The sequence below is a fragment of the Blautia faecis genome (assembly GCF_027662325.1).
Taxonomy (GTDB): domain Bacteria; phylum Bacillota; class Clostridia; order Lachnospirales; family Lachnospiraceae; genus Blautia_A; species Blautia_A faecis.
Map to the genome: position 1 here is coordinate 1 of NZ_JAQDKY010000038.1, position 26,832 is coordinate 26,832.

The window sequence follows — 26,832 nt, forward strand, 5'->3', positions numbered from 1 at the left end:
GGATTTAGTTTGATGATGATCCTAGATGTGGCATTAGGGTAAGAGGCGAGAAATGATTCTTAGCGATTATGCTGGCAGTTACATTTGAAAGCAGTTTTGGAGATAAATTTATGTATCAACATGCTATGAAGGCACCAGATGAAATGAGGGAATTGCATAAGCAGTTTTATGCTTATATGAAAAGAATGAAGAAATGCGGATGCAAGGCGAAAAGGTACAGTGATTGGAGAAAAAAGCATGAAAAATGAAGAATATAAAAAATGTCAATTAAAGAATTTACAAAAGCAGCAGGAAGATATGAAAGTAGCCATGCTGGTATTTATGAAATGTGCAAGAAAGATTATCCGGATCCACAGGCATTTTTTGACAGTGTGAAGAGATGTCTTCGCCAAAATGGAAGGTTGGTTCTTAGAGATGTGAACAGTGACAACAAAGTATTGGTATGGCTAATGAATACATTGGAAATGCCGTTGGCAAATATATGCGGACATGGAGATGTCCAGGTGCCAACAAAAGATGTGGTCATAAAATGTTGCAAAAAAGCAGGATTAAAAGTAGAAAAATTTGAAATTCGTAAAGGTATGCGAATGCATTGTGTTGTGAGAAAACCTATGGGAAAGGCGATAGGAAATGAAAGATAAGTATCTTAGGGAAACACGAATGGTTGATTTTTCTAATCCGGCAATTCAAAAACTTATTCAAAATATGAAATGGAAGGAAATGGGTGAATTTGAAAGGATTAAGGCAATCTACAACTATGTAAGAGATGATGTTTTATTTGGATATAATATTGATGACGGAATTTCAGCTTCAAAAGTACTTGCAGATGGTTATGGACAATGTAATACAAAAGGAACTTTATTTATGGCACTTTTACGTGCCTGCAATATTCCATGCAGAGTACATGGTTTTACGATTGATAAAGGACTGCAGAAAGGAGCTATGACCGGGTTTGTTTACCGTAATGCTCCAAAAAATATTTTCCATAGCTGGGTAGAAATTAATTTTGAAAATCAGTGGTACGAACTGGAAGCTTTCATTTTGGATAAAACCTATATAAAGAAGTTACAGGAACGAAATCCGGAATGTAGAGGTGCATTTTGTGGTTATGGAGTAGCAGTCAAGGATTTCAGAAATCTCAGTATTGAATTTGATAGGAACAATACTTATATTCAGAGCGAGGGAATTAATCAGGATTTTGGTGTTTATGATTGTCCAGATGAACTATTGAAGGAACATCATCAAGAAATTTCAGCTTTTAAAGCATTTGCTTATAGACATATTGGAAGACACCTCATGAATCGTAATATCAGGAAGATCAGAGAACGATAGTTTTGAACTTTTAGAATTAAAATTAAATTTGGAGGGTAATTTGGCAGACAAAATACAAAATGCTTATGAAACATCAAAAAATATATATGACGATGTTCTTACTCAAAGAAATATTTTCAGTAAACTGTATATTAAGTTATTTTGGAGTGGCACTGATGATAATGATATAGCACGAAAAGTTTTAGCATATGTTCCTGATGACTTTTCAGGAAATCTTCTTGATGTTCCGGTTGGAACTGCTGTATTTACGGAAAACAAATGGAGTTCCTTGAAAAATGCACATATTACTTGCCTTGATTACAGCATAGATATGCTTGACCAAGCCAGAAAAAGAATTGGTAGTCATGCACATATCAAATGTATTCAGCGGAAAAGATACTGGCAGCGCCTCCCGTAATCATCAGGGGTAACTTTCATCTTCTCACCCCCTTTCCGTGGGGAGTGAGCAGGATGATCCTGTCCGTTGTCAGGGGCCTATGCTGGCCCTGGTCTGCTGACCGCCTCCTTTTCCATCTGATTTTTTGCCGGAAATGACAATCCGCGAAAATCGACAAAAATCGCCCGGCAGGTCGTAAACCTACCGGGCGACGATTTGAAGCGTTTTGTTGTTTTCTTACATGGTATAGTTCATACTCATAGCCGGAATATTCCCGTGGCGGGGCAAGGCTTTTTTTAAGCGGTAGAAGTGGATTAGATTATAATGATAGTAAAACAGCATGGCGGCGTCCTCCCGTGGGCCGCCATGCCTTTAACTGCTGGGAATGACAGAAAGAAAGCAGCGGCCTTGATTTCTCAAAACCGCCACCAGTGAATATAAATTAAGCGTGAAAATGGGTCTGCCCAGCAGCGGTTTTTTTCTTTTCTGCCGCTGGGCAGATGTTTTTTCTTTAGATACATGATAAGAGGAATTTTTGAAGATTCCATAAAGATTTGAAAAATGGACGGACATAAAAGACGTCCATTACACTATCGGAAAATCAGCAAGGAAGTTTCATAGTAACCTTTGCGCCGCCGGTTTCTTTTGAATTTTCTAAAATAAGCTGACCATTATGTTGTTCCATAATCGAATTTGTAATATATAGACCCATACCAAAGTGTAACTTTGAATTGCGGCTTTGATCGCCCATATAGAACCGTTCCTGTGCGTGGCATAATGCCTCTTTAGAAAACCCCGTTCCCTCGTCTGTGACTGAAATTTCCACGAAACCGTTGTTACTCTGAACATCCACATAAAGCGTTCCGCCTTGCGGGGAGTAGTCCAGCCCATTACTGATAACATTCATAATAGCACGTTCTATCAGCACCCTATCAAATTTCAGCATTTGAGGGAGTGAAACAGTATTCATTTGCAGCCGGATTTCTTTTGTCCGGCATAGTGATTCCATATAACCGAACAAGTGCTGCATGAACGCTGGCAAGTCTATACTTTCAATATGGAGCTGATAACCAACCGCCGCCCGTGATATATCAATCAGGGTTTGAATATATGACTGCATCTGGCCGGAGCTTTCCACGACGTAACCAGCGTATAATCGTTGCTCATCATCAAGATTTGTTTCTGTGAGTAAATCAGCATTTCCTTGAATAACCGTCAGAGGCGTTTTCAAATCATGGGCAAGCGCGGCGATTTGCTCTTTCTGTGTCTGTTCGGTTTTCCATTGCCGTTCTAACGAAATTTTCAGATTATCTTTCATATCTGAAAAAGATGCAAGGACATCTTCAAACTCTTTGATTTTGGCGTGTCCTACTTCAAAATCAAGGTTTTGCTTTGAAACCTCCGCAGTTGCTTCAAAAAGCGGGGTCAGTTGTGTACGCAGGTTCTTAGCAAATCTGGCGGTCAGTATGATAATGACCAGCAGCGAATTTACAGCCATCAGGATAAGCGCAAGCGTGTCAGGAGATGGAAAATATTCCGGTAGCCATGACACTGTAAATTGAGAACCAATATAATACCTTAAAACGCAAAATTCGTTTTCCCGGACAACAAGTGCAAACTCCCTCCCCGTAGCATATTCAATATATTCTCCCTTTGCGTACAGCAGGGCAATTTCTTTTTCATCATCGTCCATATTGCTGTAAAGCTCATTAAAGTTCTTGTCAAGAATTAAGTAGCCGCATCCCTGTGGAATCACAACCTTTGTAATATCCGGGGCAATCGTCAGCGTTGGAATGATCTCTTTTACCTGCAATTCACTTAGATTTGCTCTTGTAGCTAATCCAGCATTTACAGCAAGTCCCTCCAAACCAGAAGGGACAATAATTGCCGCTACCAGCATGACAATGAGGGAGATAGCAAACTGGCGAAACAATATTTTCAATGTAGGTTTCTTTTTCACTCCCATTTATATCCTATCCCCCATACGGTGCTGATCGGACTTATTTTGAAATGCTCCAATTTCGCACGAATATTTTTTATATGCGTTGAGATCGTAGAGTTATCGCCTATTCCATCAAACCCGAAAACGGCTTCATAGATTTGTTCTTTTGTAAAAACCTGTCCCCGGTTTTTCACAAGGTATTCACAGATTGAATACTCGCTTTTGGTAAGGGGAACCGGCTGTTCTGAAACATACAGTACCTTTGCGGAAAGGTCAAATCTTATATCAGGCTCAAATGAAAGTATGCTGTGATGCTCCCTTTTTTCTCTGCGTAAATGTGCCGCGACACGGGCGCGAAGCTCCTGAATACGAAAAGGTTTCGTAATATAATCATCCGCACCGATGCCCAATCCAAACAATATATCTTCCTCTAATGTCTTTGCGGTCAGAAAGAGAATCGGGCAGTCTACCATATTCCTGATCTGTTTGCAAAACTCAAACCCGTCTGTGCCAGGCATCATCACATCCAAAAGAATGAGGTCATAGAAATGCAGCTTTTTGATGTCTACATCATCCGCATTTTGACAGACTGTTATCAAATATCCATCTTTCCCCAAACTGTTCTTAATCAATTCCAAGATAGAAACTTCATCGTCAACTACAAGTAAGTGGGTCAAAAAATCACCTCCCGCCCCATTATACCACATTGTCGAGGTTACTCATCATTATTTTTAATGTCAGCTTTCCGATATTCATTGTTGATATTTACAGCTACGGCATTGCTTATATCCACATCCACAATACTGTAAACGTAGCCGAAACTGAAATCTTCCCCCGCCACATTTTTGAAGCGTTTCGATACCTGCCCGATTTCTTCTTGCAGTTCTGACATTTCAAGACATTCATCCGTTATGGTATATGTCAGGCCGTTATATGAAATTTCATCATAGTTTGCGGCGTTCAGCTCATAATACGGCAGAGATTCATTTAACGCCTTATTTTTATCGGCGGTATCGCGGAGCGCACCGCAGGCCGATAAGCATATAAGACTTACAAGCACAATTACCACGGCAAACAGGCACTTTTTATTCACTGTTTTTACCTCCCTCCCAACCATGAAACCAAACCAAACTGGCAATCAGCAGACAAACAGTGCAGCATACAGAAATAATCATACCGCTGAAAAAATCGGTTTTTACCTGTGCATACAGTTGGGGGCTATCCCATGCAAGCACAGTGTAATCCATAGCACGAACGCCCCAGGCCCAGGGAATATATTTCCATGTAGCGTCACCAAGCCCTGTTATCATAAGGGCAGCTATTAAACTCCCTGCAATTCCCAATCCCATAGATGCACCTTTTCCGAAGCTCATTCCCACAAACAAATGAATCAGGTAAATGGGAAGCATGGTAATCAACAATAGAATCCCTGCTTTCAGGTAAAGGCTTGCCGGAGCATCCCTATATAGTGCAGCGAATGTTCCTAACGCTAAAAATGTTGCGCCAAAAGCACAGATCATCAGAAAACCAAGTTTACCAATATACGTTGCCATGCGAGATGGGATTGTTCCCAACAAAAGCTGATAATGCCCGGCCTGATTTTCGATCTGAACAACCAGGCCCACAATAATGCCGATCAGAAACGGGAACGCAACGGCCAGCACTTCCAGATAGGCACTGATTTTGGTTGCCAGTTCCCATCTGGATATATGATAGTAACCCGCAAAAATCGCCGCACATATAATCGGAATCATGCTGTGCATATAGAGCAAAATGCTATGTTTACACTTCTGATATTCTGCTTTCCAGCAGCGAACCACAGATACCATAGTTACCCCACCTCCTTTTTCTCAAACCATCTTGCAGTTAAAAATGACAGCGCCGCAAACCAGGCCAGCGAAATGACCAATACAAGTATAATCATCCAAAATGCCATTGCCGTACTCTGATCTGCAACCGGCTCACCATTAGGCAAAATACCTAACACGGAAATCATAAGATGCGGCACCCAGCTATACGGGCAGATCATCCACAAAGAGGTTGTAGCCGTGAAAATCCCTAAAACGCTTCCAAGTCCGGCATTAAGAATAACCGTGACAAAGATACCAACTTTTTTTGATAACCATAAGCACAGCGGAACTTCCCATAGGCTTGCAATGACAATACAAGCTGTTCCGGCCGCAGCCTGCCAAATTCCGATTGTCAGGGGAATTTCGTTGATAACTAATATTGTAAAACCGCCCAACAGATTTAGCGCCAGGAAAATGAAATTCCCCACACAGGAGTAAATACCGGCCACTCCAATTTTTGCTTTCCAGACTTTGTTCTGCGAAACAGGCAATGAAGCAACGGCACGATATTTTAGTTTGCCATTATCCCGCTGTTCAATCAAGGCACAGGTGAGCGTAAGGAATCCAGGATAAAGCAGGATATACCACCAATTATAAGAATTGAGCTGGAACCAAAGAGGGGCAAAAAAGTTCATAAGCGCAGTTACAAACGGGGCCAGAACGATCAGCGTTTTTGTGAAAGTTCTCTTATGCTTTAGGTTCTCTGCCTGAATATATGCCATCTCCATTTAATATCCCTCCTTACCATTTCTGCGAATAACATCCATAAAGAGTTGTTCCAAATCTTCACCGGCGCGAAGCTCTCCCTCATATCCAAGGACGCCGCCAGCAATGATACCCACATGATCTGCAATCTGCTGGACTTCTGACAGAATATGGCTGGACAAAATAACTGTAATCCCTTTGCAGGGAAAAGAGCGAATTAACTCTCGAAGTTCCTCAATCCCTAAAGGGTCAAGGCCGTTAGTCGGTTCATCCAGAATCAAAAGCTGGGGACTGTTCAGCAATGCAATAGCAATACCAAGCCGCTGCTTCATACCAAGAGAAAACTGCCCGGCCCGTTTCTTGCCGGTATTCGTGAGCTGGACAATTTGCAATACCTCGTTAATTCGTGCATCGTCCAGGCCGAGCAATGTAGTTCTGACTTTGAGATTTTCGTATGCAGTCAGATTTTCGTAAAGCGGGGGCATCTCAATCAAAGCACCGATATGCTCCAGATCATTCCGCTTCCACGGGTGGCCGTCAAACTCGATGCTTCCCGATGTGGGGCGCAAAATGCCGGTGAGCATTTTTAAGATCGTGGATTTGCCAGCCCCATTCGGCCCCAGCAGACCATAAACCGAGTTGCGCCGGATGTTCAGTGACACATTGTTTACCGCCATTTGCCCCTTGAAATTTTTGCAGAGGTCAGTCGTTTTCAAAATCATATCCATATAATCAAGTCCTTTCTTTGATTTTACGGATAGCATACCGGGCAATTTTGAAGATTTCATAAAGATTCCCGAAAACAGAATATGAACAATACACCGTAACCGTGGAGCATATCGCAACAAAGCACCAACCTACGCATTTAGGGCCTTAAAAAGCCCTATATTTCAAGGTTTTTCCCGCATAGTCGGCGGGGTATGTGAGTGTTTTATCCTATCCCCGCCATAGTGCCGCTCTAAATGCGTAGAATTTACCAGCAGAAAATCGCCGGTTTCTCTGGCTCCATACTCCCAGATATGGTATCATGGAAAAAATCAATCTGACGGGGGTATCAGGATGGACGGACAAGAAAAGCTGCTGGACTATGAAACAATCAAAGCCGCCGTTGCCGGTGAGAAGTGGGCCACAGAAAAGGTGCTGGCCCACTATGCGGACTACATCGACGAGCTTTCCACGGTGGAGATCAGGCAGCCGGGCGGCAAAGTGAAAAAAGTCATTGACGAGGATATGCGGCAGCACATTTCCTTAAAGCTGCTGGAAGCGTTGCCGAGCTTCCCGCTGGAACAAGAATAACGATCAAGAGGGCTGCACCCTCTTACGCCGCTTTGCGGCTATCACCTGCACACCCCCGAAACAGATACACCCGCTGCGCGTCTGTACCTGTTTCGGGGGCTAATAATGACTGTAACCTACGCCTTTCGGGGCTGATAACCGCCAGTTTCAAGGCTTCTCCCGCACGTTTGCAGAGGTGGGCGAATACTTTATCCTATCCCCGTCAATACTGGGTTCTAAATGCGTAGGAACAGGCAAAAAGAAAAGACGCCGGACGCCAGCGTCCACATATCCCCGTCCATACCCGGCATGGCTGCGGTGATCTTGCCTATCGTCCTGCGTCGGTCTGCGTTGTGGTACATACAGATCAAATTTTCTTCTTCCACGGTAAAGTGCATCATTCCTCATACCTCCAATTCATTTTTCTTGGTTCTGGCCGCCGCCTTTTTCGGGCTGGTGGCCTGTTTGCTGTCGGCAAGCTGCTTGCGGATAGATGGCCGGGGCTTGCGAATACTCACATCACGGCGCTCATCTTTGTTAATCATGGCATATACCCCGTAGCGGACATATGAAAACAATGTTGAATCGAATGTTTTCTAAATTCCAAACTTGCAGGAACCGTATTTGGCGGAGGTGCAGATGCTGTTGGCGCAATACAGGGCAATCCGGCATTAAAAGAGGCTTATGGGATGGGAAAAAAGTTTAAGGGGATGTATATGCAGAAGTGCGGCTTGAGGGACGGATCACTGGTCCCGGTAACTGCATTGCTTGCGCAGGAATTACGGATTCTTCTTTAAAATATCATCTTCAAAATGCAAAAAATCATGGTGTGACACAAAAAGAGATTGCGGCAGTGATCACACATGCCGCATTCTATGCAGGTTGGCCAAAAGCATGGGCTGTTTTCAATCTTGCAAAGGAAGTGTGGGAAACAGGCGAAGGAGATTTGCCATACGAAGAGGAGGGGATGCGTGCGCATGCAAAAGAGATGGTATTTCCAATTGGTGCACCAAATGATAGTTTTGCACAGTATTTTTCCGGCAGAAGTTTTCTTGCACCGATTTCTACTTCTCAGGTTGGAATTTTCAATGTGACATTCGAACCTGGATGCAGAAATAACTGGCATATCCATCATGCAAAAAGTGGAGGTGGACAGATTCTGGTATGCGTTGCCGGAAGAGGATATTATCAAGAAGAAGGCAAAGAAGCTGTAGAAATGAAGCCAGGCGACTGCATCAATATTCCGGCAGAAGTGAAACACTGGCATGGCGCCGCACCAGATGAATGGTTTAGCCATCTTGCAATAGAGGTTCCGGGCGAAAATGGTTCTAATGAACGGCTTGAACCAGTAAGTGATGAAGAATATGGGAAATTATAATAGGAAGGTGAATGAAATGTTTGATAGAAATATTGAATTGAATAATGGAGTAAAAATTCCACAGCTTGGTCTTGGAACCTGGTTTATTGATGATGATAAGGTTGCTGACGCTGTAAAAGCAGCGGTAGAGATTGGATATAGACATATTGATACTGCACAGGCATATGGTAATGAGCGTGGCGTGGGCAAAGGTTAATCAGTGCGAAGACAGATATGTAGAGGGAAATCGAGCATCATGGAAAGCTCTTGAGGATGTAACGGACGAATTGAAAGAATAGAATCAGATGGCGTGGATACAAGCTATGAACAACATTTACAATCGGGCGGAAGAGATTGTGATTCATTAGTTGGTTCTGTAATAAAAAGTAAAATAAGCAAGACTGGATGTTATTTATACATTATGTGAATTGGAACCAGCTCGGAAACGGGCTGGTTTCTTTATCGGCAAAATTGCCGCTAAAACTTATAACAAGGTTTTGCTTAAAAATGAGCAAAAAAGGAAAAGTATGCCTTGTAAAACAGATTTTTGATTTACAAGGATAGTTTGGTATTTAATTAAAGATAAATGATGCCGAAAACGGCAAAAACATAAGGCGTAAGCAAAGATGAATGTTTGATAATTTGCCGATAATGTGATATACTATATAAAAGTGTAAATTTTGATTTGAATTATAACGGAGGAGAACAGATGCGATACCTTTCAGTTACTGAAATAGCAAAAAAGTGGAATGTTTCAGAGCGCAGCGTCAGAAATTATTGTGCACAGGGACGTGTACCAGGTGCATTTCTTACCGGTAAGACTTGGAATATTCCTGAAAATGCAGAAAAACCGGAGCGCTCAAACAAAAAGAAAGAGCAGCCAGTTACTTTGCTGGATATTCTGCAGGAGCAGAAAGCAAGTAAGTATTCTGGCGGCATTTACCATAAAACACAGATTGATTTAACATACAACTCCAATCATATTGAGGGCAGCCGTCTGACCTATGATCAGACCAGATACATCTTTGAAACCAACACCATAGGCGTAGAAAACGAAGTGCTGAATGTGGATGATGTGATTGAAACAGCAAATCACTTCCGTTGCATTGATATGATTATTGATAATGCAAAAGCGGCTTTAACAGAAAAGTTTATTAAAGAACTACATTTGATTCTGAAAAATGGAACCAGTGATTCCAGAAAAGATTGGTTTGTTATTGGTGATTACAAGAAATTGCCGAACGAAGTTGGCGGAATGGAAACAGCACTTCCAGAAGAAGTTGCCGATAAAATGAAAGCTCTGTTGACTGAGTACAACGGAAAAGAAGAAAAGACTTTTGAGGATATTTTGGATTTTCATGTGAAGTTTGAACAGATCCATCCATTCCAGGACGGCAACGGTCGTGTAGGACGTCTGATTATGTTTAAAGAATGTTTGAAATACAATATTGTGCCGTTTATTATCGAAGATAATCTGAAAATGTTCTATTATCGTGGACTGAAAGAATGGAACAATGAAAAAGGTTATCTGACAGATACCTGTCTGACCGCACAGGATAAATATAAAGCATATTTGGATTATTTTAGAATTGTTTATTAAAAGCGATTTCTATAAGTCCTTTTCAAAGTGTCATCTCACACTTTGGTTTGAGGAAAATCATTAGATGAGAGGTACAGCAATGACTGGTGAAAAATTTACATTAATGCAGTATTCGGTTCACGCAATTCTTGGACTGATTGATGCAGAAGATTTTGTTATTCCTGAAATTCAGCGTCCATTTGTATGGAAGCGCAGTCAGGTTAGAGATTTAATAGATTCTTTATATAATGGCTATCCTACTGGCTACATTATTACTTGGAAGAATCCAGATGTAAAAACTAAAGATGGCGGTAAAGCGAATGGTAAAAAAGTGCTGATAGATGGTCAGCAACGAGTAACCGCTTTAATGGCCGCTATATCTGGGAGAGAAGTTCTGGATGATGATTTTAATAAGGAACGTATTAAAATTGCATTTAATCCTTTGGCAGAAGATGAAACAAAAAGATTTGCGGTACAAGATGCTTCTCATCTGAAAGATAAAAAATGATTTCCTGTTTGTGATTGTAAGAAACGAGCAGGGTTATTTCAAAGATCAGCAGATTTAGAGTAGTTCTTTTTTTTCTGAGAGAAAATTAAAAATCGTTTTTGGTTCTTCTGGAGAGTGATTATAGCGTTTGGGAAACATCCGGAGAAACTATTACCTCAGAGTGTCGTAAAGTCCTTTATCAAAGAAGGCTTTGAGATGCCCTTTCTTTTTTATGCAAATCTTTTCTCTTGTCTACATATATAAACCTAAGAAAAAGCTTGACGTTTAAATATTACAAGTGTAATATTTAAGAAAATATGAAAAAAGGAGAAATAAAACTATATGAGAAAAAAGAAAAGAAAAAAACACACGAAGATTATTACAAAAATAGTTTTATTTAGCGGTATATTGATTGGTGGTGGAATCGGTATTGTAACAATAATGAATTGTAATGTTCCTGAAAAAAGACTAATGGAATATATGAAATATATTGAAAAAGGGGAATATGAGCAAATGTATGCCATGCTGGATCAGAAAAAAAGCAGCATGAACAGTAAGGAAGAATTTATAGAACGAAATTCTAAAATATATGAAGGCATTGAGATGTCTGATCTGTCCATAACCGATATTACAGTAAAAAGACAAGAAAACGGAAATGCGGCAGTTTCCTATACAACAAATATGCAGACTGCTGCAGGAAATGTAGAATTTACCAACGATGCGGTATTTTCACATGATTGGACAGGATATCATTTAATCTGGCAGGATCAGTTGATTTTTCCAGAGTTATCTGCAACGGATAAAGTTCAGGTAACGTCAGAAGAGGCAAAGAGAGGAGATATTTTAGACAGAAATGGTCGTCAGTTGGCTGGAGAAGGAACTGCATCTTCGGTAGGAATTGTTCCGGGCAGGATGGAGAACAGAGAAGATACAATAAAAAAACTGGCAGAGTATCTTGGAATTGGAGCAGACGAAATTGAGGATAAGTTAAAAGCCGGTTGGGTAAAAGCAGATTCTTTTGTACCAGTAGCAACAATTCCTAAAATACAAGAGGTCGATCTTTTGACAGTGAATCCGGATAAAACTGTTCTGGAAGAAAAAGAAAAGCAGGACACATTATTGAAGATTCCAGGTATTATGTTATCTGATGTAAAAGTACGAACTTATTATCTAAAAGAAGCTGCCTCTCATCTGGTAGGGTATGTACAGGCGGTTACAGCCGAAGATTTGCAGGAACATAAAGGGGAAGGGTATCGTACAAACAGTGTGATTGGAAAGACTGGACTGGAAACGCTTTATGAAAAAGAACTAAAAGGAACAGATGGGTGTGAAATCTGTATTGTAGATGCAAATGGAAATAAAAAAAGTGTTATTGCATATGAGCCTAGAAAAGATGGAGAAGATATCCATACTACGATTGATGGTGATCTTCAAAGTACTCTTTATGAACAATTTAAAGAAGACAGAGGATGTTCTGTAGCTTTGAATCCTTATACAGGGGAAGTATTGGCGTTGGTAAGTACGCCATCTTATGATAATAATGATTTTGTACGTGGAATGGACAACAGCCAGTGGAGTGCATTAAATGAAAATGAAGACAGGCCTTTATACAACCGCTTTCGCCAGACATGGTGTCCTGGCTCAACTTTTAAACCTGTAATTGCTGCAATTGGATTAAAAGTGGGGGCATTTACTGCAAATGACGATTTTGGAAATGAGGGTCTGGCGTGGCAGAAAGATTCCTCGTGGGGAGATTATACAGTGACTACACTTCATGATTATGAACCTGTGATCTTGAAAAATGCGCTTATTTATTCAGATAATATTTATTTTGCAAAAGCAGCATTAAAAATTGGTGCGGATCAACTGATGCAGTCTCTAAATCAAATAGGATTTAATCAGGAACTTCCATTTGATATTAAAATGTCAGAGTCCCAATATTCTAATATGGACAAGATAGAAACAGAAATCCAGCTTGCTGACAGTGGGTATGGACAGGGACAGATTCTGGTAAATCCTTTGCATCTTGCAAGCATTTATACGGCTTTTCTAAATGATGGAAATATGATAAAGCCATATCTTCACGCGGATGGTGGAAGCACTTCCAGTGAAATCTGGATAAAAGATGCTTTTTCACCACAAATTGTTTCGGAGGTTATGGAGGGGTTAGAGGGTGTAGTGAATAACCCGGAAGGAACTGGTTATGGAGCATGCCGGGAAGACATTAGATTAGCAGGAAAAACCGGAACAGCGGAACTGAAAGCTACAAAAGAAGATACATCTGGAACAGAAATTGGCTGGTTTACAGTTTTTACTACAGATAGAGATACAAAGAATCCTATTTTGCTCATCAGTATGGTAGAGAATGTGAAAGATATTGGAGGAAGCGGTTATGTGGTGGAAAAGGATAAGGCGATACTGGATGAATATCTTGGTAATGAATAATTTTTACCTTTAAATATTACAAATGTAAGAGGAAAATGATATGAAAAAAATTTGGAAAATATTTGTGGGAGTTATTTTTCTTGCTGTCTGTAGTGGATGTGGCATAAAGAAAGAGCAGAAAAAGACAATTGAAGATACGAAAGAAAAAATTTACAGAGAGTGTGAAATGCTAGCAGAAGGCTATCGGAACATATATGAGAATGCTGTGAAAGAAAATGCACTATATGAGCTGAGTACAATACAAAAAAGTATGGATTATTTTGGAAAATATGGATATGCAGTAATTGATTCCTACAATCAGCTGGATATGGTTCAAAGTATTAAAGTAGATGATTTTTTGAAAAAAGCAGAAAAAGAGAAGAATGGAAAAACTACTATATTTCAAGTTATAGCAGGGGATCATTTTATCCGGTATGATCTGAAAACCAAACAGGGGAAAATAGACGTTGAAGTAAGCTCCTTTAAATGGAAAGAGGACACTTGGCAGGAAACATATTATCATGAGTTTAGAGCTAATTCATGGAAATATACAGAAAACGGGCATTTCTTTATAGAAGAATATCATCCGGCAGGATATGATGGACCGTCTGGATATCGGGACTTTCGGGTAGCACCGTTAAATAAAAAATGTCGGGAGTTGAATCGAAAATATATACTTCCTTTTGGATATACACTTAATAAATTGTTTACTTCTAATTGGAGTGAAAAAAATTATGATGGAATAAATTTTTATGATGTTTTTGATCGTTTACTTTCAATGGAAGAAAAAACTGATGAATTTAAGGAAGGAAAGACTTATGAAATCCCAAAAGAATCATTTGAAACGATATTTCAAAAATATTTTAATATAAGCGCAGAGATACTGCAGACAGGAACGGTATTTCACACAGAAATACAGACATATCGGTATCGAACCAGAGGAATCGTATATGATTTTGCTCCCACACCATATATTCCATATCCGGAAGTTGTTTCCTACATAGAAAATCAAGATGGAACAATAACACTGGAAGTAAATGCGGTATGGCCACAAAAAGAATTAGATCAGGCGTTTTGTCATAGCGTAACCATTCGGCTGTTAGATAAAGATAGATTTCAATATGTATCCAATTATGTATCAAGGTCAGAAATAGAGGTTACCTGGTATACGGAAAGATTATCAGACGAAAAGTGGGAGGAATGTTATGGAGATAATTGATATGAGTACAAAAAGAAAACTGAAAAAGATGGTGAGTGTTTTATTCATTTTGGGATGCTTTTTCATAGGAAATACAAAATGTAAAGGGGCTGATTTAGAATATATTTCACAGGAAACTGCGAATTATGCTGTACAAGAAAGAGGATATGATTTGCCAGTAGATGAAGTCGTGAAAGAAGAAGCTATTGAAGATTGTAAGAATGTTATGAATCAGATGAAAGCCATTTATCAAAAGGCGGATAAAGGAACTTCATCGAATGTAGTAGTTTCTGAGACAGTAATGGAAGAAATGCAGGAAGTATTAAAGGAAAAAAATGTCCCTGTTATTACATCAGCGCCGTATTCAAATATGGCTAATTATTCTAAAATGGAAGAATTTCTTTTCAAGGCAGAACAGGATCTGCCAGGAGATATCGTCTTATATAGGATTAACAGGGATGGTGGGATAGAAAGACTCAAATTCAATTATGATGGGACAGATATGTATTTGTTGGCTGTGAAAGTTGTTTGGGGTATGAACGACAATCCATCTATTGTATATGTTTCGTATACAAGGATAGAAGAATGGAAATATACAGAAAAAGGCTGGTTTGGTTATACGCTATGTGTTCCAAAATATCCGGAAGTATCAGAAGCGGTTGATGGCAGTTCTATGATAAGAATTAAACCTTTAAGTGATGAATGCAGGGAAGTTTCAAAGAGGTGTGTGTATTTGCTTGGATATCAGGGGAATAATCTTTTATGTTCTGATTGGGATAGATCTGATATGGAAGGGTTAGATTATAATGGTTTATATGAATATTTATATCGAATGAAATACGGGGAGAGATATGAGTTTTCAGGTAACTCAAGTGGAATTCCGGCAGAAGAGTTTGAAAATCTGATAATGGAGTTTTTGCCGATAACAGCGGAGCAAATTAAAAAATGGGCAGTATTTGATTCGGAACATCAAACTTATGACTGGGAACGATTAGGTTGTTTAAATTATAGCCCTACTCATTTTGGAACATCTTTACCGGAGGTCGTTGAAATAAGAGATAGCGGAGAGGGAAACAATGTGCTGGTTGTTGATGCTGTATGTGATACATTTATATGTAATGATGCCGTTATTACAAGTGAGCTGACTGTTAAGTTCAACGATGATAAGAGTTTTAAATATATGGGGAATAAAATTCTGAATAATGGTACGAAAGAAGTTCCCAAATATCAATATAGAATAAAAAGAAAGAACTGATAACAACTATCAGCCCTTTCATATTTGTTAATTCCATATATGTAATTTTTTTAAGATATTAGAAGTGATTTCAAATGCTTTTTTTCCAGTTGCATTAGAATCACTTTGGATATTGGTTGCAAAATAATAGCTGTTATCGGAAGTTTCTACATATCCGATAAACCAGCCGTTGATATCCTGTCCGTTGACACGACCGGTTCCAGTTTTTCCGTAGAAATTACCATTAGGTGTACTGGCAATTTTTATAGCATTTTTAACAGAAAATACATTTTGGGAATTTAGATGGAATTCATTTGTGTTAAATTTTTTCAATAATGTTACTTGCTCTAAAGGCGAGATTTTTAATGAAAAATCGGACCAGTATAAATCCAGATTTGAACTGGTTGTCTGGTTTCCATATTCTATTTTATTCAAAAATTCCTGGACTCTGTTAATTCCGAGCTGCGAATCAATTGCCTGGAAATACCAGTTAACGGAATTTTGCATAGCAGAGTTTAAATCCTGATCAGCTTCCCAGGATGGAAAAGGAAAGGCATCACCATTCCATGTCATGGAAGAGTGTTCTGGTGTGATGATTCCGGATTCCAACCCTAATAATGCATCGTATATTTTGTAGGTAGACTCTGGCGGAATACGTTTGGTGGCTTCTTCAAGATCGTATATTTTCCAGGAATCCAAATTATTGTCATACAAAACAAATGATCCATCATATGTTCCAAATGTTTCGGATATATCTAACAGGGAGATATTTTTGTCTGTATCACTAAAATGATATACGCTTTGAGTAGAGGCATCAATGGATAAAATGGGTGTACATCCAATAAAAACAGCACTAATGACCAGATAAATTATCAATGCTCTCATTTTTTGATAAAGAGTTTCTTTCCTAAAAACGGCGATGTTGAGAATACGTCGTTTCATCTGCCTGAAATTTCCGGACATTCCAACTGCCAGTGGAGAGGAAAAAGAGGATATTTTTTCTGCAAAATTAATCAGTGTAGTTCCATAAGCTTGGTATTCATCAGCAGAAATCATCTGCAATACAGCAGAATCACAGGCTATTTCACGGTCACAGAGAATTTCTTTTAAAGTGTACCACACAAAAGGGTTAAACCAGTAGAGTATATTACTTATGACCATGAGGAAGCCAATAAATGTATCTTTGTGACGGTAATGCTGTAATTCGTGTAGCAGCATAAAACGCATATCATCAGGATTCAGTTCGGAAATTAAATGGATGGGAATGTAAATTCTGGGATGTATTATTCCGATTAAAACTGGTGATTTTAAAAATGCAGTACTGTAGACTGATACTGGGTGAGAGATTTTAAGTTCCTTTAAACAATTGTAATAAATAGTTTTTACCTGCTGATTTTGAAGCGGGAGAGCAGATCTTTTTATGGAACGTACATAGTTTAATGAATGAAGGGTGAGGACTGACATAATCATAACACCCGTTATCCATATTAGAAAGAGTATGGTATTCAAGCCTCCAGAAAATTGACTACTGATGGAAACTGAAAAATCATTCACCTGGTTTAACAAAATATTTTGTGTATTACTGGTAAGTTCGGATAGCGTGTCGGTACCAGAGTTAAGTCCTGAGTCAGTTTGAAAAAAATGTAACCATGAAAAAAGTTGTGAGCCATGAATCTGTACAGGAAAAAATGGCACGGCAAGTAGTAAAAATAAAAGAAAACAGAGATGGTACTGTGTAGCCGCAGATAAATATTTTTTCAGAAGTTTTTTTGTTCCGATTATTACAAGTGTAAAAATACATATGAAGATATTACTGATTAAAAAGTGGATAATCCAGTTGCTCATTCAAAACCTCCTATTTCTGATGTTTTGATAATAAATGGCGTAAGTTATCAATTTCTGTTGAAGAGAGCTTATCGTCTTCAAGGTAAGAAGCCAGCATAGAAGAAAGATTTCCATTATAATATCGCTTTAAAAAAGAATTGATTTCCTGGCGTATATATTCATCTTCTTGGACTAATGGAGTATAGACAAATACCCGGCTTTGTTTTTCGTAGGAAAGAGCTTTTTTGGAAACAAGTCTCTTGATAAGAGTTTGAATTGTTTTTGGACTCCAGCTGGTAGTTAGAGTAAGTTTTTCTGTAATTTCATTTGTATTGATGGGAGCATATTTCCATACAATTTTCATAACTTCAAATTCGGCTTCTGAAATTTGGGGTAGTGACATAATAAAATCCTCCTGCTAAATCCTACATATGTAATAAATATATTATATTACTTGTAGAAGAAAAAAGTCAAATGGCAGATGATATATAGAATATAAAATTAATAATGTAGAGGCAATAAAGGTGAAAAAGATAGAAATTATTGAGAGAATCACAGATGCTAATGGAAGCATAAGTGAAAACATATTGACTAGCTGGGAACATAAAAACCAATTCATACCGGAAATTATAAGGTTTGGAGAATTAAAAATATATCTACAGGAACGAATTGTTAAAAAGAATGATAGTGATGTTCATCTTTCAAAATATGAATATGATATTTTACTTCTTTTAGCGAAAAGTCCAGGTAGAATATTTGGAAAAGAAATGGTTTATGATCTGGTATGGAATGAACCTTATTCCGGTGATTATAATGTGGTTATGCGACATATCTGCAATATCAGAGAAAAAATAGAAGATGATCCTGGACAACCATTATATATACAAACAGTACGAGGTGTAGGATATCGGTTTAACGGGAATTTAGGCAGCGAGTGAAATCGCTGCCTATTATTATGGTTTTACAAAGAAGGAAGTTTGTTATGGGAAGATTTTTCTATTTCAGGATCATCCGGTTTTAGATACTTGGACAAGTTTTGATGTATCAATTCCAACTCTTTCATTTCTTTCCGAAAGGAAACATATTGAGTATTTATTGACTTCTTTCTGGAAATAAGCTCTGAAATTTGAGCTTGTAACTTATTGGTATTGAGCTGTTTCAGGTCTATACCATTTTCCTGTAAAATATGCTCGGCACCAGCGAAAAGGATAATTTGAGATTCATATTTACGGAAATAACGATCTGGATCTTTGGAACTTTTATAATGGTCGTCATAAATTTTATTTTTTTGATATTGTTCGGCATATTTTAGCATTTCTCGAAGATGGTGTATCTGAGACTCGAGAGAAACAACAGAGGTATTTACCTCTTTTTGCTGCATATGTAACAAGGCTATGCGGTCTTCAAGTTCTGAAAAATTATGTAGGTTATGTGTGAGCATCTTGTTATATTCAGCAGAGACAATTTTTAAATTTTCTTTATTTGCCCATTTCTGAAGCCCAATGTTTCCTGCTATATTGGGAGCATTGGTATCTATTAATTTGTTATGAACAGAAGGAAAAATAGCTTTTTGACGTTTATTTTCAATGCGTTCTTTGATACGTTCTTTAGTAAAATTTTTTCCTAAAGATTTAGCACTTCCACGCACTGGACGGGACATATCGGGAGAACGAAAGGTAATGTATTTTCTGCTGTTTTCCCCAAATTCTGCGTTTTTTATTTCATATCCTTTAGCTTCCATAAATGCAAGAAATTCTGAGTAAGTGGAAACGATTCGGATTGTCTGGTTGATATCTTTTCGCAGCTGCGCTTTTTTACTGGATTCAGATTTATTTGCAGCCCATTCATTGTATTTCATTCCTTTTTTACCATCTGGCATAATTGTGGACAGGTTATGTTCCTGGCATAAAGTGTCGCTGAGATTTCGTATTTTCCAGTAATTCTTTTTACAGTCATGATAATGAGAAAAAGTGATATTATCTGCAGAACAGAAAATTAAATGGTTATGTACATGACCTTTATCAATATGTGTTGTCAGGACATAGGAGTATTTTCCATCCAGTAAGCGATCCGCAAGTTCTTTGCCTATTTGATGGGCTTCCTCATAGGAAACTTCATCAGGGGAAAATGCCTGAATCAGATGAAATGCCTTATTTGTATTGTGCGGATCTCTGCAATCATGTGTATGATCCAAAGTGTATTTAAAATCAAGAGCGGCTGTTTCGGGAGAGCAGGCAAAGGAAGAAATATATAGATTCTGGTCTGTTTTATCTGGATTACAGATGTATTCTATTGCTTTATCAACGGTTGTTTTGATACCATGGATTTTTGTAACTGCCATATTTTTTCCATTAACTCCTTTATATCGTCCAGGTCCTTTGGGTAAACTGTATTGGTACTGTTTATACGATGGGTGATCTGATTCAAATTGCTGCTGATATTGCCCAGCAGGGTATTCATTTTTCGGATATGAGAGTAGTCTACTTCATATACAAATCCATATAAGATCATTTTCCGTAGAAAGGCAGATTTGCTTTTCATCCTGGAAAGACGATATTTTTCTTCTAAAATGTATTGTTCGTCATCATTCAAATAAAATTGTACGGGATGAATTCTGGTACGTTTGCTCATTGAAATCCTCCAATTCGTTTTTTCTATAAAAAAGAGTACAAAAAAACTGTCTAACCAGTTCGGCTATGACAGTTATGGTACTTGGTTTTTTGTTGGTTTGGACAGATGTATCTGTAAGTTATTTTAACAGGACTGGGTAAAAGCGTCAAATTAAGAAATTATAAAATATGAGAGGGCCAGGGATACTCCCTGATACATTTTGGTAGAATGAACCGGAAAGGGAATTTGACAAAATGAGCCAGTTGTCATGACACTGGCAGTGCTTGCTTCTTTTGGGGTGTAGCCTGCAAAGCAGGCTATGCAAAAGCTATAAAACATAAATGGAACTGTGAGAAGTGGTTGAGAATATAATCCTGATAGCGTATAATCAGAGCAAGAAATCGTAAGTGAGGGATAAATTTGAAACGTGAGGAAATTTTTCAATATGTGAAAGAGCAATATGGAACGGAACCGGAATATTTATGGAAAAAAGATCCTGATTCTGCGGTGCTTCGACATAAAAATGGAAAATGGTATGCTATAATTATGGCAGTGGAAAAGAAAATACTGGGATTAGAAGAAGATGGAAACATTGACATCCTGGATGTAAAATGTGATCCTGATCTGGTTGGGATGATTATTCAAACGTATGGATTTTTACCGGGGTATCATATGAATAAGCAACACTGGATTACGATTCTTTTGGATGAATCTGTTAGTGAAGCTAAGACGCTAGATTTTCTGGATATGAGTTATGATTTAATTGACAGTGGGAAGTAATAAAAAAGGAAGCCTTTCAGAAAAATCTCTGATCGGCTCCCAGGTACTTATTCTGGATATGTATAAGTTGATCTTTGCAACAGGATATTTTCCCAATCTCGTTCATGGCGCAACACTCGGAGAATATGAATCTCTTTTGTTTCTTCCATTATAATATAAAAAATAATAGATGGCGGAAAAGATCTTTTATGTATGGAATATCCTCTGTACAGAATTTGAGTTCGGGGAAAGGCAGTACTGAACTGGCCTAAATTCTGCATTTGTTCTTTCAGATCAGATTGAAAACGGTCAGCACGTTGCTGGCCGAATTCTTCTTCAATATAATCTGCAATGTCTGTGACATCGTAAATTGCTTCCCAGGTTAAAATAATTTTATATTCTTGCATTTCTTCGTGCATCCCTTAATTCTGTGATTTTGCGAAAAGCATCTTCCAGTGGCAATTCACGACCAGCTTCCATATCATCAATTCCCCGGTCTAACATGCGGAGAAGATGATTGTTTTCCTGGTTTTTATCGGTTGTAGGGACTTTTTTTGTTAATTCCATGAAATCACTCCAATCATACGGTTTATAAATAGTGTATGTTGTTCAGAAGTATCTATCCATAGTTTAGCATAGAATGGGCAGCAATACAATTGAATTATTTTGCAGGAGCGTCCGTCAGACCAAGAAGATATTCGCAGGAAACATTAAATACTTCGGCCAGTGCGACAACTTCGTAGTCGGGAACGAAACGTGTGCCTTGTTCAATTCGCAGGATTGCCAGATCATTAAAATCATATCCTGCAAGTTGTAATTTGGCAGCGAGTGTTTTCTGAGTAAGATTATGAGCCTTTCGTAATTCTTTTACCCGTTGTCCTATTCTGTTTTTACTGTTCGTTTTTTTATCCCAATAAATAATCATTCTGATCCTCAAAAGTTTCTAAAGATGAAGTATTATTATTGATTTTAAGGAAAAATATTGTTATTATACTTCTAAAGATGAAGTTTTTGGAAAGTTTATTTGATTTTTGAAATAAGAAAATGATAATGCTGCCTGTAATGAGAAATAATTCTAATGAGAGGTGGAAAGAAGATGAATGAATTTTATGAAGCAGTATCGAATTTATTTGAGGAATTGCGCTGTGACTCCGGAGAAAGAGAATATACAGTACAGCCGGAAGAATGGAAAGAAGCAGAGAAGAATTTGAAACAAATACAAAAGAAGCTGCCACTACATCTGGAAAAAATCCCAGAGCGTGAGCAGAATTTCTGGAATAAATATCTGGATCAGTTAGAACATTTCCATTATGAGGAGGAGCAGCGGGCTTATTATCAGGGAATGATGGACGTAGTTGAGTTTCTTATTAACATAGGGGCAATAAAGAAATCCACAAATGTTAAGAGAATGATAGAAAAATATGCACGTTAAGAGTGGCGGTATGGGAAACCATACCGCTTCTTCAGAATAATTCAGATAGAATTCAAATGAATTTCAGGGATGAGAAAAAATATGGAGGAATCTGCAAATGAAAAAAAGTAAAAAACAGAAATGCGCATTTGATTTGCTGCCATTCCATGTTATTGAGGCAGCATCAACTGGTGATACTGAGGCAATCCAGGCAGTGTTGAAGCATTATGAAGGGTACATAACAGTTTTGGCTACCAGAAAAATGTTTGACGAATTTGGACAGGTGCATTACTGTGTAGATGAAACTCTGCGTCAACGCCTGGAAGCAAAACTGATTACTAAGACCTTGGGATTTGATACGAAATCATATGTAAGGAAAAGTAATCAGTAAAGGGAGTATTTAATATAGATTCCTTTTCCCCTTCAGGAATTTTTGTACCTTGAAAATTGTATATTGTTTTACATACAGGACGTGAAGATATGTAGAGCCACTAGGTAAATCCGCCATGATATATCTGCTCTGTTAATGGAGTAAATACGAGGAAATGCTGAAATATAACATTGAAGTAAAGGTATGGAGCGAGAAGAATTTGACAAAATGTGCAGCAGCTGCACAGGGCGACGAAGCATATCTGTGATAATGATACTTCCAGAAAAAATCTGGTCATATTTAATGACGGTGCAAAACCGATGTGGGCAGAGTACTGAACTGCCACCTGTATTGTAATTTTATCTGCCGATGACAGTGTATAAAATTGTAAATTGTCATGGGCAGATAAAAATGTTTTGTCCAAAGAGAAAAGGAGGAGAGAAGAGTGGCGATTAAAATTGAAAAAGGTAAGATTCCAATTTGGGAAAAATATATGCTTACGGTGGATGAAGCAGTGCAATATTTTGGAATAGGTGAAAAGAAAATAAGGATGCTTATTTCGGAACATCTAAATTCAGAATGTTGCTTTACAGTCCAGGTGGGGTGTAAGTCATTGATTAACCGTAAGAAATTTGAGGCCTTTCTGGATCAGACTACGTCTTTGTAAAAAATATACGAACAATTTAGCGCTTTAAAGTGGAAATGTTAGCCCTGGTATGATATAATTCCTATATCGTGCTAGAGCCTGTTTGAAAAATCATTCCCGCAATCTGCACGCCCCACTTTGCGGGAGATTTCACCCGAATTCGGTTGCCGTACCCCGCTACGGCGCCCTCATCCGAGCGAAATCTCCCACAAATTGTGACGCACATCTTGCAGAAAGCCTTTTTCAAACACGCTCTAGGAAGAGATGAATAGGATTGCAAAACCGGCATAGTATGATAAAATAATAGAAAAAAATTAAAAATAATCTGATTATAAGGTTCTTAGGAAGCCTGTTTTCCAGGCTGGTTATTACTAAGAAGTTACTAAATTTGGATAAGAAAATATACGAATTTATGCTGTGATATACAGGAAAATGACAGGATTGAAGATTATCGGAAAATGCCTGTAAACAGCGTGAATACAGCATTTCAAGGAGTTTTAAGCAATGATAAGAGTGTTATTTGTCTGCCACGGCAATATCTGCCGCAGCCCAATTTCTGAATTCGTTATGAAGGATATGGTTACGAAACGAGGCATCAAGGCTAAATTTTACATTGCGTCTGCAGCCACTAGTACAGAGGAAATCTGGAATGGAATCGGGAATCCGGTTTATCCGCCGGCAAAGCGGGAATTGGCAAAGCATGGGATTTCCTGCGAGGGGAAAAGAGCGGTACAGATCACCAAAGCAGATTATGGAAAATATGATTATATTCTGGGAATGGAAGAGAGAAACATTCGGAATATCTTGCGAATTGTAGGAAAGGATCCGGAAGGGAAAGTGAAGCTCTTACTGGATTATTCAGATAATCCCAGAGATATTGCTGATCCGTGGTATACGGGGGATTTTGAATCTACTTATAGAGATGTAGTAGAAGGCTGCGAAGGATTTCTTGCGTATCTGGAGAAAAATGAGAAGATATAGGTTGGAAGAGTATACGCAATATGATAAACGTAATGATGAAATAAAAATAGTAAAAACAAAAAAACAATGCAAAAATGTGCATTTTGAACATTTTCTATTCCCTATTCTAGTGACAATTTTATTCAACAGGGCTACAATAACCTCAATCTAAGAATTTCGCAATGACGCTCTAATGCAATAAAAATATCATTAGAAAACACGTCTCATAAAATGTCAGAGGCGTGTTTTCTATATGATAAAACTTTAACAAAAATACAAAAAAACGGAAAATTGTGTTGATTTTATCCCTCAGATATGTATAATATAGGATAAGGAAAAAGGGAATCAATCCGGTTCCATTCCTTTGGTTTTGTACCATAGAGGCTGTGACCGCAGATAATATTCTTTGATATGTATTACGGTGAGATGCGGACTGAAGCTATAAATCTGCATTCGCAGATGAATTCCATTTTAGAGAAAAGAGGTTAAGTGTAAGATGGCAAAAATCGATTTAACAAAGTATGGTATTACCGGAACTACAGAAATTGTTTACAACCCCTCTTATGAAATGTTATTTGAAGAGGAGACCAAACCAGGTCTTGAGGGCTTTGAAAAAGGACGGGTCAGCGAGCTTGGCGCTGTTAACGTTATGACAGGTATTTATACCGGACGTTCTCCTAAAGACAAATATATCGTAATGGATGAGAATTCTAAAGACACCGTATGGTGGACATCTGACGAATATAAGAATGATAACCATCCTGCATCACAGGAAGCATGGGAAGCAGTGAAAGAGATCGCTAAGAAAGAGCTCTCCGACAAGAGACTTTTCGTAGTTGATGCATTCTGCGGTGCTAACAAAGATACCCGTATGGCAATCCGTTTCATCGTTGAGGTTGCTTGGCAGGCACACTTTGTAACAAACATGTTCATCCAGCCTACAGAAGAAGAACTGAAAGACTTCGAGCCAGATTTCGTTGTTTACAACGCTTCCAAGGCTAAAGTAGAGAACTACAAAGAATTAGGTCTTAACTCTGAGACAGCTGTAATGTTCAACATTACAAGCCGCGAGCAGGTTATTGTCAATACATGGTATGGCGGAGAGATGAAGAAAGGTATGTTCTCCATGATGAACTACTATCTGCCGCTTAAGGGCATCGCTTCCATGCACTGCTCTGCAAATACAGATATGAACGGTGAGAACACCGCTATCTTCTTCGGCCTTTCAGGAACAGGTAAGACTACACTTTCCACAGATCCTAAGAGACTCCTTATCGGTGATGATGAGCACGGCTGGGACGACAACGGAGTGTTCAACTTCGAGGGCGGCTGCTATGCTAAGGTTATCAACCTTGACAAGGATTCTGAGCCGGATATTTACAATGCAATCAAGAGAAATGCTCTTCTTGAGAACGTTACACTTGACGCAGAAGGAAAGATTGATTTCGCTGATAAGAGCGTTACAGAGAACACTCGTGTATCTTATCCGATCAACCACATTGAGAAAATCGTTCGCCCGATTTCTTCCGCACCGGCTGCTAAGAATGTTATCTTCCTTTCCGCAGATGCATTCGGAGTACTTCCTCCAGTATCTATCCTGACACCAGAGCAGACTCAGTACTACTTCCTGTCTGGATTCACAGCTAAACTTGCTGGTACAGAGCGTGGAATCACAGAGCCTACACCTACATTCTCAGCTTGTTTCGGACAGGCATTCCTTGAACTGCATCCGACAAAATACGCTGAAGAGCTGGTTAAGAAAATGGAGAAGAGCGGAGCAAAAGCATACCTGGTTAATACAGGATGGAATGGAACAGGAAAACGTATCTCCATCAAAGATACTCGTGGTATTATCGATGCAATCCTCAGCGGCGCTATCTTAACAGCACCGACTAAGAAGATTCCATTCTTTAACTTTGAGGTTCCTACAGAGCTTACAGGCGTTGACACAGGTATCCTTGATCCTCGTGACACATACGCTGATGCTTCTGAGTGGGAAGTTAAAGCAAAAGATCTTGCAGATCGTTTCGTTAAGAACTTCAAGAAATATGAAGGAAATGCAGCTGGTAAAGCACTTGTTGCAGCTGGTCCTCAGGCATAATCATTTAAGATTATTTATGGGTCTGCCGTATTTACGGCAGGCCCTTTGTTGTTTATACTGGCAATATTTATAAAATGTTTTCTATGAATAAAGAAAACAACCATCACAGCTTGTTGCTATTCACTGTTAACGTCTCGCGAGGAGTTTTTTTGGTGAACAAAGTTTAAAGCAAATACGAGAATTACAGCGCGAAATCATGTGAACATGATTTCTGTGCATCGCGAAGCGTGCTGCTGTGAAGGTCGTGAACAGTAATAACAGCTTTTATTGCAAGGGAAAATTGTCGATAGAAAATCCTTTACAAACACATTCATATCTTATATACTATCCATACAGCAACTCAAATGGAAGCCTTATCTATTTCTAAATATCTGCTTCCATCTTTTATTTCA

32 protein-coding genes and 4 pseudogenes are annotated in these 26,832 nt (G+C 38.6%); 20 read left to right on the forward strand and 16 right to left on the reverse strand.

The features are described from left to right. Positions 1-59: 59 nt before the first annotated feature. From PGQ38_RS20850 to PGQ38_RS15285, 4 genes and pseudogenes are all read left to right on the forward strand, one after another. Positions 60-248 (forward strand): annotated as a pseudogene (locus PGQ38_RS20850) (hypothetical protein); the annotation flags it as partial. A 12-nt stretch (positions 249-260) separates the two neighbouring features. Next, positions 261-641, forward strand: coding sequence for a hypothetical protein (locus PGQ38_RS15275; RefSeq protein ID WP_243243719.1), 381 nt, complete (start codon positions 261-263; stop codon positions 639-641). Further along, the gene (locus tag PGQ38_RS15280; protein WP_148462463.1) at positions 631-1,332 is read left to right on the forward strand and encodes a transglutaminase-like domain-containing protein; all 702 of its coding nucleotides are present in this window, start codon (positions 631-633) and stop codon (positions 1,330-1,332) included. The genes PGQ38_RS15275 and PGQ38_RS15280 overlap by 11 nt, the downstream gene beginning before the upstream one ends. Positions 1,333-1,372: 40 nt before the next feature. After that, positions 1,373-1,729: a class I SAM-dependent methyltransferase gene (locus PGQ38_RS15285; RefSeq protein WP_270432520.1), complete on the forward strand. Its 357-nt coding sequence runs from the start codon at positions 1,373-1,375 to the stop codon at positions 1,727-1,729. A gap of 580 nt (positions 1,730-2,309) precedes the next feature. Here the strand turns inward: PGQ38_RS15285 and PGQ38_RS15290 are convergent. The 6 genes from PGQ38_RS15290 to PGQ38_RS15315 are packed head-to-tail and all read right to left on the reverse strand — an operon-like array spanning position 2,310 to position 6,933. Next, positions 2,310-3,674 (reverse strand): sensor histidine kinase, encoded by a 1,365-nt coding sequence (locus PGQ38_RS15290; protein WP_270432522.1) that lies wholly within the window; start codon positions 3,672-3,674, stop codon positions 2,310-2,312. Then, positions 3,665-4,327 (reverse strand): response regulator transcription factor, encoded by a 663-nt coding sequence (locus PGQ38_RS15295; RefSeq protein ID WP_270432524.1) that lies wholly within the window; start codon positions 4,325-4,327, stop codon positions 3,665-3,667. Before PGQ38_RS15295 ends, PGQ38_RS15290 begins: the two co-directional genes overlap by 10 nt. A gap of 38 nt (positions 4,328-4,365) precedes the next feature. Continuing rightward, on the reverse strand, positions 4,366-4,743 hold the full coding sequence (locus PGQ38_RS15300) for a NisI/SpaI family lantibiotic immunity lipoprotein (protein WP_025580194.1): 378 nt from the start codon (positions 4,741-4,743) through the stop codon (positions 4,366-4,368). Next, on the reverse strand, positions 4,736-5,479 hold the full coding sequence (locus tag PGQ38_RS15305) for a lantibiotic immunity ABC transporter MutG family permease subunit (protein ID WP_025580193.1): 744 nt from the start codon (positions 5,477-5,479) through the stop codon (positions 4,736-4,738). The genes PGQ38_RS15300 and PGQ38_RS15305 overlap by 8 nt, the downstream gene beginning before the upstream one ends. Positions 5,480-5,481: 2 nt before the next feature. Then, positions 5,482-6,228, reverse strand: a complete 747-nt coding sequence (locus PGQ38_RS15310; RefSeq protein WP_117753809.1) for a lantibiotic immunity ABC transporter MutE/EpiE family permease subunit — start codon at positions 6,226-6,228, stop codon at positions 5,482-5,484. Continuing rightward, entirely contained in the window at positions 6,229-6,933 is a 705-nt protein-coding gene (locus tag PGQ38_RS15315) for a lantibiotic protection ABC transporter ATP-binding protein (protein WP_025580190.1), read from the reverse strand. Between the two features lie 331 nt (positions 6,934-7,264). Between PGQ38_RS15315 and PGQ38_RS15320 the strand changes: the two genes are divergently transcribed. Beyond that, positions 7,265-7,501 carry a helix-turn-helix domain-containing protein gene (locus tag PGQ38_RS15320; RefSeq protein WP_118064609.1) on the forward strand — a complete coding sequence of 79 codons (237 nt, stop codon included), beginning with the start codon at positions 7,265-7,267 and terminating at the stop codon, positions 7,499-7,501. Between the two features lie 215 nt (positions 7,502-7,716). On the opposite strand, the gene PGQ38_RS15325 is transcribed toward PGQ38_RS15320, so the two are convergent. Both PGQ38_RS15325 and PGQ38_RS15330 read right to left on the reverse strand, forming a co-directional pair. Next, positions 7,717-7,881 carry a transposon-transfer assisting family protein gene (locus tag PGQ38_RS15325; protein ID WP_118582575.1) on the reverse strand — a complete coding sequence of 55 codons (165 nt, stop codon included), beginning with the start codon at positions 7,879-7,881 and terminating at the stop codon, positions 7,717-7,719. A gap of 3 nt (positions 7,882-7,884) precedes the next feature. After that, positions 7,885-8,025, reverse strand: coding sequence for a hypothetical protein (locus PGQ38_RS15330; protein ID WP_021651320.1), 141 nt, complete (start codon positions 8,023-8,025; stop codon positions 7,885-7,887). Between the two features lie 207 nt (positions 8,026-8,232). Between PGQ38_RS15330 and PGQ38_RS15335 the strand changes: the two are divergent. The 7 genes and pseudogenes from PGQ38_RS15335 to PGQ38_RS15370 form a co-directional block, all read left to right on the forward strand. Continuing rightward, positions 8,233-8,858, forward strand: a pseudogene (locus PGQ38_RS15335) (carboxymuconolactone decarboxylase family protein); the annotation flags it as partial. A gap of 16 nt (positions 8,859-8,874) precedes the next feature. Further along, positions 8,875-9,054, forward strand: a complete 180-nt coding sequence (locus PGQ38_RS15340; RefSeq protein ID WP_330382701.1) for an aldo/keto reductase — start codon at positions 8,875-8,877, stop codon at positions 9,052-9,054. A 492-nt stretch (positions 9,055-9,546) separates the two neighbouring features. Continuing rightward, the gene (locus tag PGQ38_RS15350; RefSeq protein ID WP_204453880.1) at positions 9,547-10,437 is read left to right on the forward strand and encodes a Fic family protein; all 891 of its coding nucleotides are present in this window, start codon (positions 9,547-9,549) and stop codon (positions 10,435-10,437) included. Between the two features lie 64 nt (positions 10,438-10,501). Next, positions 10,502-10,924: a DUF262 domain-containing protein gene (locus tag PGQ38_RS15355; protein ID WP_243243717.1), complete on the forward strand. Its 423-nt coding sequence runs from the start codon at positions 10,502-10,504 to the stop codon at positions 10,922-10,924. 321 nt (positions 10,925-11,245) lie between these two features. Continuing rightward, entirely contained in the window at positions 11,246-13,348 is a 2,103-nt protein-coding gene (locus PGQ38_RS15360) for a penicillin-binding transpeptidase domain-containing protein (protein ID WP_062807811.1), read from the forward strand. A gap of 40 nt (positions 13,349-13,388) precedes the next feature. Further along, a complete protein-coding gene (locus tag PGQ38_RS15365) occupies positions 13,389-14,546 on the forward strand; it encodes a DUF6070 family protein (RefSeq protein ID WP_062807810.1) in 1,158 nt (385 codons plus the stop codon). After that, entirely contained in the window at positions 14,533-15,780 is a 1,248-nt protein-coding gene (locus PGQ38_RS15370) for a DUF6070 family protein (protein ID WP_204453879.1), read from the forward strand. Before PGQ38_RS15365 ends, PGQ38_RS15370 begins: the two co-directional genes overlap by 14 nt. Positions 15,781-15,807: 27 nt before the next feature. Here the strand turns inward: PGQ38_RS15370 and PGQ38_RS15375 are convergent, their stop codons facing one another. Together PGQ38_RS15375 and PGQ38_RS15380 are read right to left on the reverse strand one after the other, a co-directional pair. Further along, on the reverse strand, positions 15,808-17,604 hold the full coding sequence (locus tag PGQ38_RS15375; protein ID WP_117628248.1) for a BlaR1 family beta-lactam sensor/signal transducer: 1,797 nt from the start codon (positions 17,602-17,604) through the stop codon (positions 15,808-15,810). Positions 17,605-17,614: 10 nt separating this feature from the next. Next, on the reverse strand, positions 17,615-17,989 hold the full coding sequence (locus PGQ38_RS15380; protein WP_204453956.1) for a BlaI/MecI/CopY family transcriptional regulator: 375 nt from the start codon (positions 17,987-17,989) through the stop codon (positions 17,615-17,617). 118 nt (positions 17,990-18,107) lie between these two features. Between PGQ38_RS15380 and PGQ38_RS15385 the strand changes: the two genes are divergently transcribed. Continuing rightward, positions 18,108-18,521 (forward strand): winged helix-turn-helix domain-containing protein, encoded by a 414-nt coding sequence (locus tag PGQ38_RS15385; RefSeq protein WP_005426519.1) that lies wholly within the window; start codon positions 18,108-18,110, stop codon positions 18,519-18,521. 23 nt (positions 18,522-18,544) lie between these two features. Here the strand turns inward: PGQ38_RS15385 and PGQ38_RS15390 are convergent, their stop codons facing one another. Then, on the reverse strand, positions 18,545-19,924 hold the full coding sequence (locus PGQ38_RS15390) for a relaxase/mobilization nuclease domain-containing protein (protein ID WP_204453877.1): 1,380 nt from the start codon (positions 19,922-19,924) through the stop codon (positions 18,545-18,547). Beyond that, a complete protein-coding gene (locus tag PGQ38_RS15395) occupies positions 19,873-20,214 on the reverse strand; it encodes a plasmid mobilization protein (RefSeq protein WP_005426517.1) in 342 nt (113 codons plus the stop codon). The genes PGQ38_RS15390 and PGQ38_RS15395 overlap by 52 nt, the downstream gene beginning before the upstream one ends. A gap of 399 nt (positions 20,215-20,613) precedes the next feature. On the opposite strand from PGQ38_RS15395, the gene PGQ38_RS15400 reads away from it, so the two are divergent. Beyond that, positions 20,614-20,973, forward strand: coding sequence for an MmcQ/YjbR family DNA-binding protein (locus tag PGQ38_RS15400; protein WP_118576224.1), 360 nt, complete (start codon positions 20,614-20,616; stop codon positions 20,971-20,973). Between the two features lie 47 nt (positions 20,974-21,020). On the opposite strand, the gene PGQ38_RS15405 is transcribed toward PGQ38_RS15400, so the two are convergent. From PGQ38_RS15405 to PGQ38_RS15415, 3 genes are all read right to left on the reverse strand, one after another. After that, positions 21,021-21,359, reverse strand: a complete 339-nt coding sequence (locus PGQ38_RS15405; protein ID WP_019162149.1) for a type II toxin-antitoxin system RelE/ParE family toxin — start codon at positions 21,357-21,359, stop codon at positions 21,021-21,023. Then, positions 21,346-21,519 carry a hypothetical protein gene (locus PGQ38_RS15410; protein ID WP_005426514.1) on the reverse strand — a complete coding sequence of 58 codons (174 nt, stop codon included), beginning with the start codon at positions 21,517-21,519 and terminating at the stop codon, positions 21,346-21,348. The genes PGQ38_RS15405 and PGQ38_RS15410 overlap by 14 nt, the downstream gene beginning before the upstream one ends. 94 nt (positions 21,520-21,613) lie before the next feature. Further along, entirely contained in the window at positions 21,614-21,877 is a 264-nt protein-coding gene (locus PGQ38_RS15415) for a helix-turn-helix domain-containing protein (RefSeq protein WP_015541275.1), read from the reverse strand. A gap of 171 nt (positions 21,878-22,048) precedes the next feature. Between PGQ38_RS15415 and PGQ38_RS15420 the strand changes: the two genes are divergently transcribed. The 3 genes from PGQ38_RS15420 (at position 22,049) to PGQ38_RS15430 (ending at position 23,400) form a co-directional block, all read left to right on the forward strand. Beyond that, the gene (locus tag PGQ38_RS15420; RefSeq protein ID WP_005426510.1) at positions 22,049-22,384 is read left to right on the forward strand and encodes a hypothetical protein; all 336 of its coding nucleotides are present in this window, start codon (positions 22,049-22,051) and stop codon (positions 22,382-22,384) included. 97 nt (positions 22,385-22,481) lie between these two features. Next, a complete protein-coding gene (locus tag PGQ38_RS15425; protein ID WP_015541278.1) occupies positions 22,482-22,754 on the forward strand; it encodes a helix-turn-helix domain-containing protein in 273 nt (90 codons plus the stop codon). 424 nt (positions 22,755-23,178) lie between these two features. Continuing rightward, positions 23,179-23,400 (forward strand): excisionase, encoded by a 222-nt coding sequence (locus PGQ38_RS15430; RefSeq protein WP_021650362.1) that lies wholly within the window; start codon positions 23,179-23,181, stop codon positions 23,398-23,400. Between the two features lie 61 nt (positions 23,401-23,461). Here PGQ38_RS15430 and PGQ38_RS20130 read toward each other — a convergent pair. Next, positions 23,462-23,566 (reverse strand): annotated as a pseudogene (locus tag PGQ38_RS20130) (DUF6783 domain-containing protein); the annotation flags it as partial. Between PGQ38_RS20130 and PGQ38_RS20135 the strand changes: the two are divergent. The 3 genes and pseudogenes from PGQ38_RS20135 to pckA all read left to right on the forward strand — a co-directional run. Beyond that, a pseudogene (locus PGQ38_RS20135) lies at positions 23,543-23,647 on the forward strand (DUF6783 domain-containing protein); the annotation flags it as partial. The pseudogenes PGQ38_RS20130 and PGQ38_RS20135 overlap by 24 nt on opposite strands. Before the next feature lie 236 nt (positions 23,648-23,883). Further along, a complete protein-coding gene (locus PGQ38_RS15435; protein WP_118578492.1) occupies positions 23,884-24,360 on the forward strand; it encodes a low molecular weight protein-tyrosine-phosphatase in 477 nt (158 codons plus the stop codon). Positions 24,361-24,835: 475 nt separating this feature from the next. Beyond that, positions 24,836-26,440, forward strand: coding sequence for a phosphoenolpyruvate carboxykinase (ATP) (gene pckA / locus PGQ38_RS15440; protein ID WP_148461930.1), 1,605 nt, complete (start codon positions 24,836-24,838; stop codon positions 26,438-26,440). Positions 26,441-26,832: the final 392 nt, after the last annotated feature.

Bases quoted from the DNA above. Each gene is read 5' to 3' on its own strand.
- PGQ38_RS15275 (WP_243243719.1), top strand. From the start codon at position 261: ATGTCAATTAAAGAATTTACAAAAGCAGCAGGAAGATATGAAAGTAGC.
- PGQ38_RS15280 (WP_148462463.1), top strand. From the start codon at position 631: ATGAAAGATAAGTATCTTAGGGAAACACGAATGGTTGATTTTTCTAAT.
- PGQ38_RS15290 (WP_270432522.1), bottom strand. From the start codon at position 3,674: ATGGGAGTGAAAAAGAAACCTACATTGAAAATATTGTTTCGCCAGTTT.
- PGQ38_RS15305 (WP_025580193.1), bottom strand. From the start codon at position 5,479: ATGGTATCTGTGGTTCGCTGCTGGAAAGCAGAATATCAGAAGTGTAAA.
- PGQ38_RS15310 (WP_117753809.1), bottom strand. From the start codon at position 6,228: ATGGAGATGGCATATATTCAGGCAGAGAACCTAAAGCATAAGAGAACT.
- PGQ38_RS15315 (WP_025580190.1), bottom strand. From the start codon at position 6,933: ATGGATATGATTTTGAAAACGACTGACCTCTGCAAAAATTTCAAGGGG.
- PGQ38_RS15320 (WP_118064609.1), top strand. From the start codon at position 7,265: ATGGACGGACAAGAAAAGCTGCTGGACTATGAAACAATCAAAGCCGCC.
- PGQ38_RS15325 (WP_118582575.1), bottom strand. From the start codon at position 7,881: ATGATGCACTTTACCGTGGAAGAAGAAAATTTGATCTGTATGTACCAC.
- PGQ38_RS15330 (WP_021651320.1), bottom strand. From the start codon at position 8,025: ATGATTAACAAAGATGAGCGCCGTGATGTGAGTATTCGCAAGCCCCGG.
- PGQ38_RS15340 (WP_330382701.1), top strand. From the start codon at position 8,875: ATGTTTGATAGAAATATTGAATTGAATAATGGAGTAAAAATTCCACAG.
- PGQ38_RS15350 (WP_204453880.1), top strand. From the start codon at position 9,547: ATGCGATACCTTTCAGTTACTGAAATAGCAAAAAAGTGGAATGTTTCA.
- PGQ38_RS15355 (WP_243243717.1), top strand. From the start codon at position 10,502: ATGAGAGGTACAGCAATGACTGGTGAAAAATTTACATTAATGCAGTAT.
- PGQ38_RS15360 (WP_062807811.1), top strand. From the start codon at position 11,246: ATGAGAAAAAAGAAAAGAAAAAAACACACGAAGATTATTACAAAAATA.
- PGQ38_RS15365 (WP_062807810.1), top strand. From the start codon at position 13,389: ATGAAAAAAATTTGGAAAATATTTGTGGGAGTTATTTTTCTTGCTGTC.
- PGQ38_RS15370 (WP_204453879.1), top strand. From the start codon at position 14,533: ATGGAGATAATTGATATGAGTACAAAAAGAAAACTGAAAAAGATGGTG.
- PGQ38_RS15375 (WP_117628248.1), bottom strand. From the start codon at position 17,604: ATGAGCAACTGGATTATCCACTTTTTAATCAGTAATATCTTCATATGT.
- PGQ38_RS15390 (WP_204453877.1), bottom strand. From the start codon at position 19,924: ATGGCAGTTACAAAAATCCATGGTATCAAAACAACCGTTGATAAAGCA.
- PGQ38_RS15395 (WP_005426517.1), bottom strand. From the start codon at position 20,214: ATGAGCAAACGTACCAGAATTCATCCCGTACAATTTTATTTGAATGAT.
- PGQ38_RS15405 (WP_019162149.1), bottom strand. From the start codon at position 21,359: ATGCAAGAATATAAAATTATTTTAACCTGGGAAGCAATTTACGATGTC.
- PGQ38_RS15410 (WP_005426514.1), bottom strand. From the start codon at position 21,519: ATGGAATTAACAAAAAAAGTCCCTACAACCGATAAAAACCAGGAAAAC.
- PGQ38_RS15415 (WP_015541275.1), bottom strand. From the start codon at position 21,877: ATGATTATTTATTGGGATAAAAAAACGAACAGTAAAAACAGAATAGGA.
- PGQ38_RS15420 (WP_005426510.1), top strand. From the start codon at position 22,049: ATGAATGAATTTTATGAAGCAGTATCGAATTTATTTGAGGAATTGCGC.
- PGQ38_RS15425 (WP_015541278.1), top strand. From the start codon at position 22,482: ATGAAAAAAAGTAAAAAACAGAAATGCGCATTTGATTTGCTGCCATTC.
- PGQ38_RS15435 (WP_118578492.1), top strand. From the start codon at position 23,884: ATGATAAGAGTGTTATTTGTCTGCCACGGCAATATCTGCCGCAGCCCA.
- pckA (WP_148461930.1), top strand. From the start codon at position 24,836: ATGGCAAAAATCGATTTAACAAAGTATGGTATTACCGGAACTACAGAA.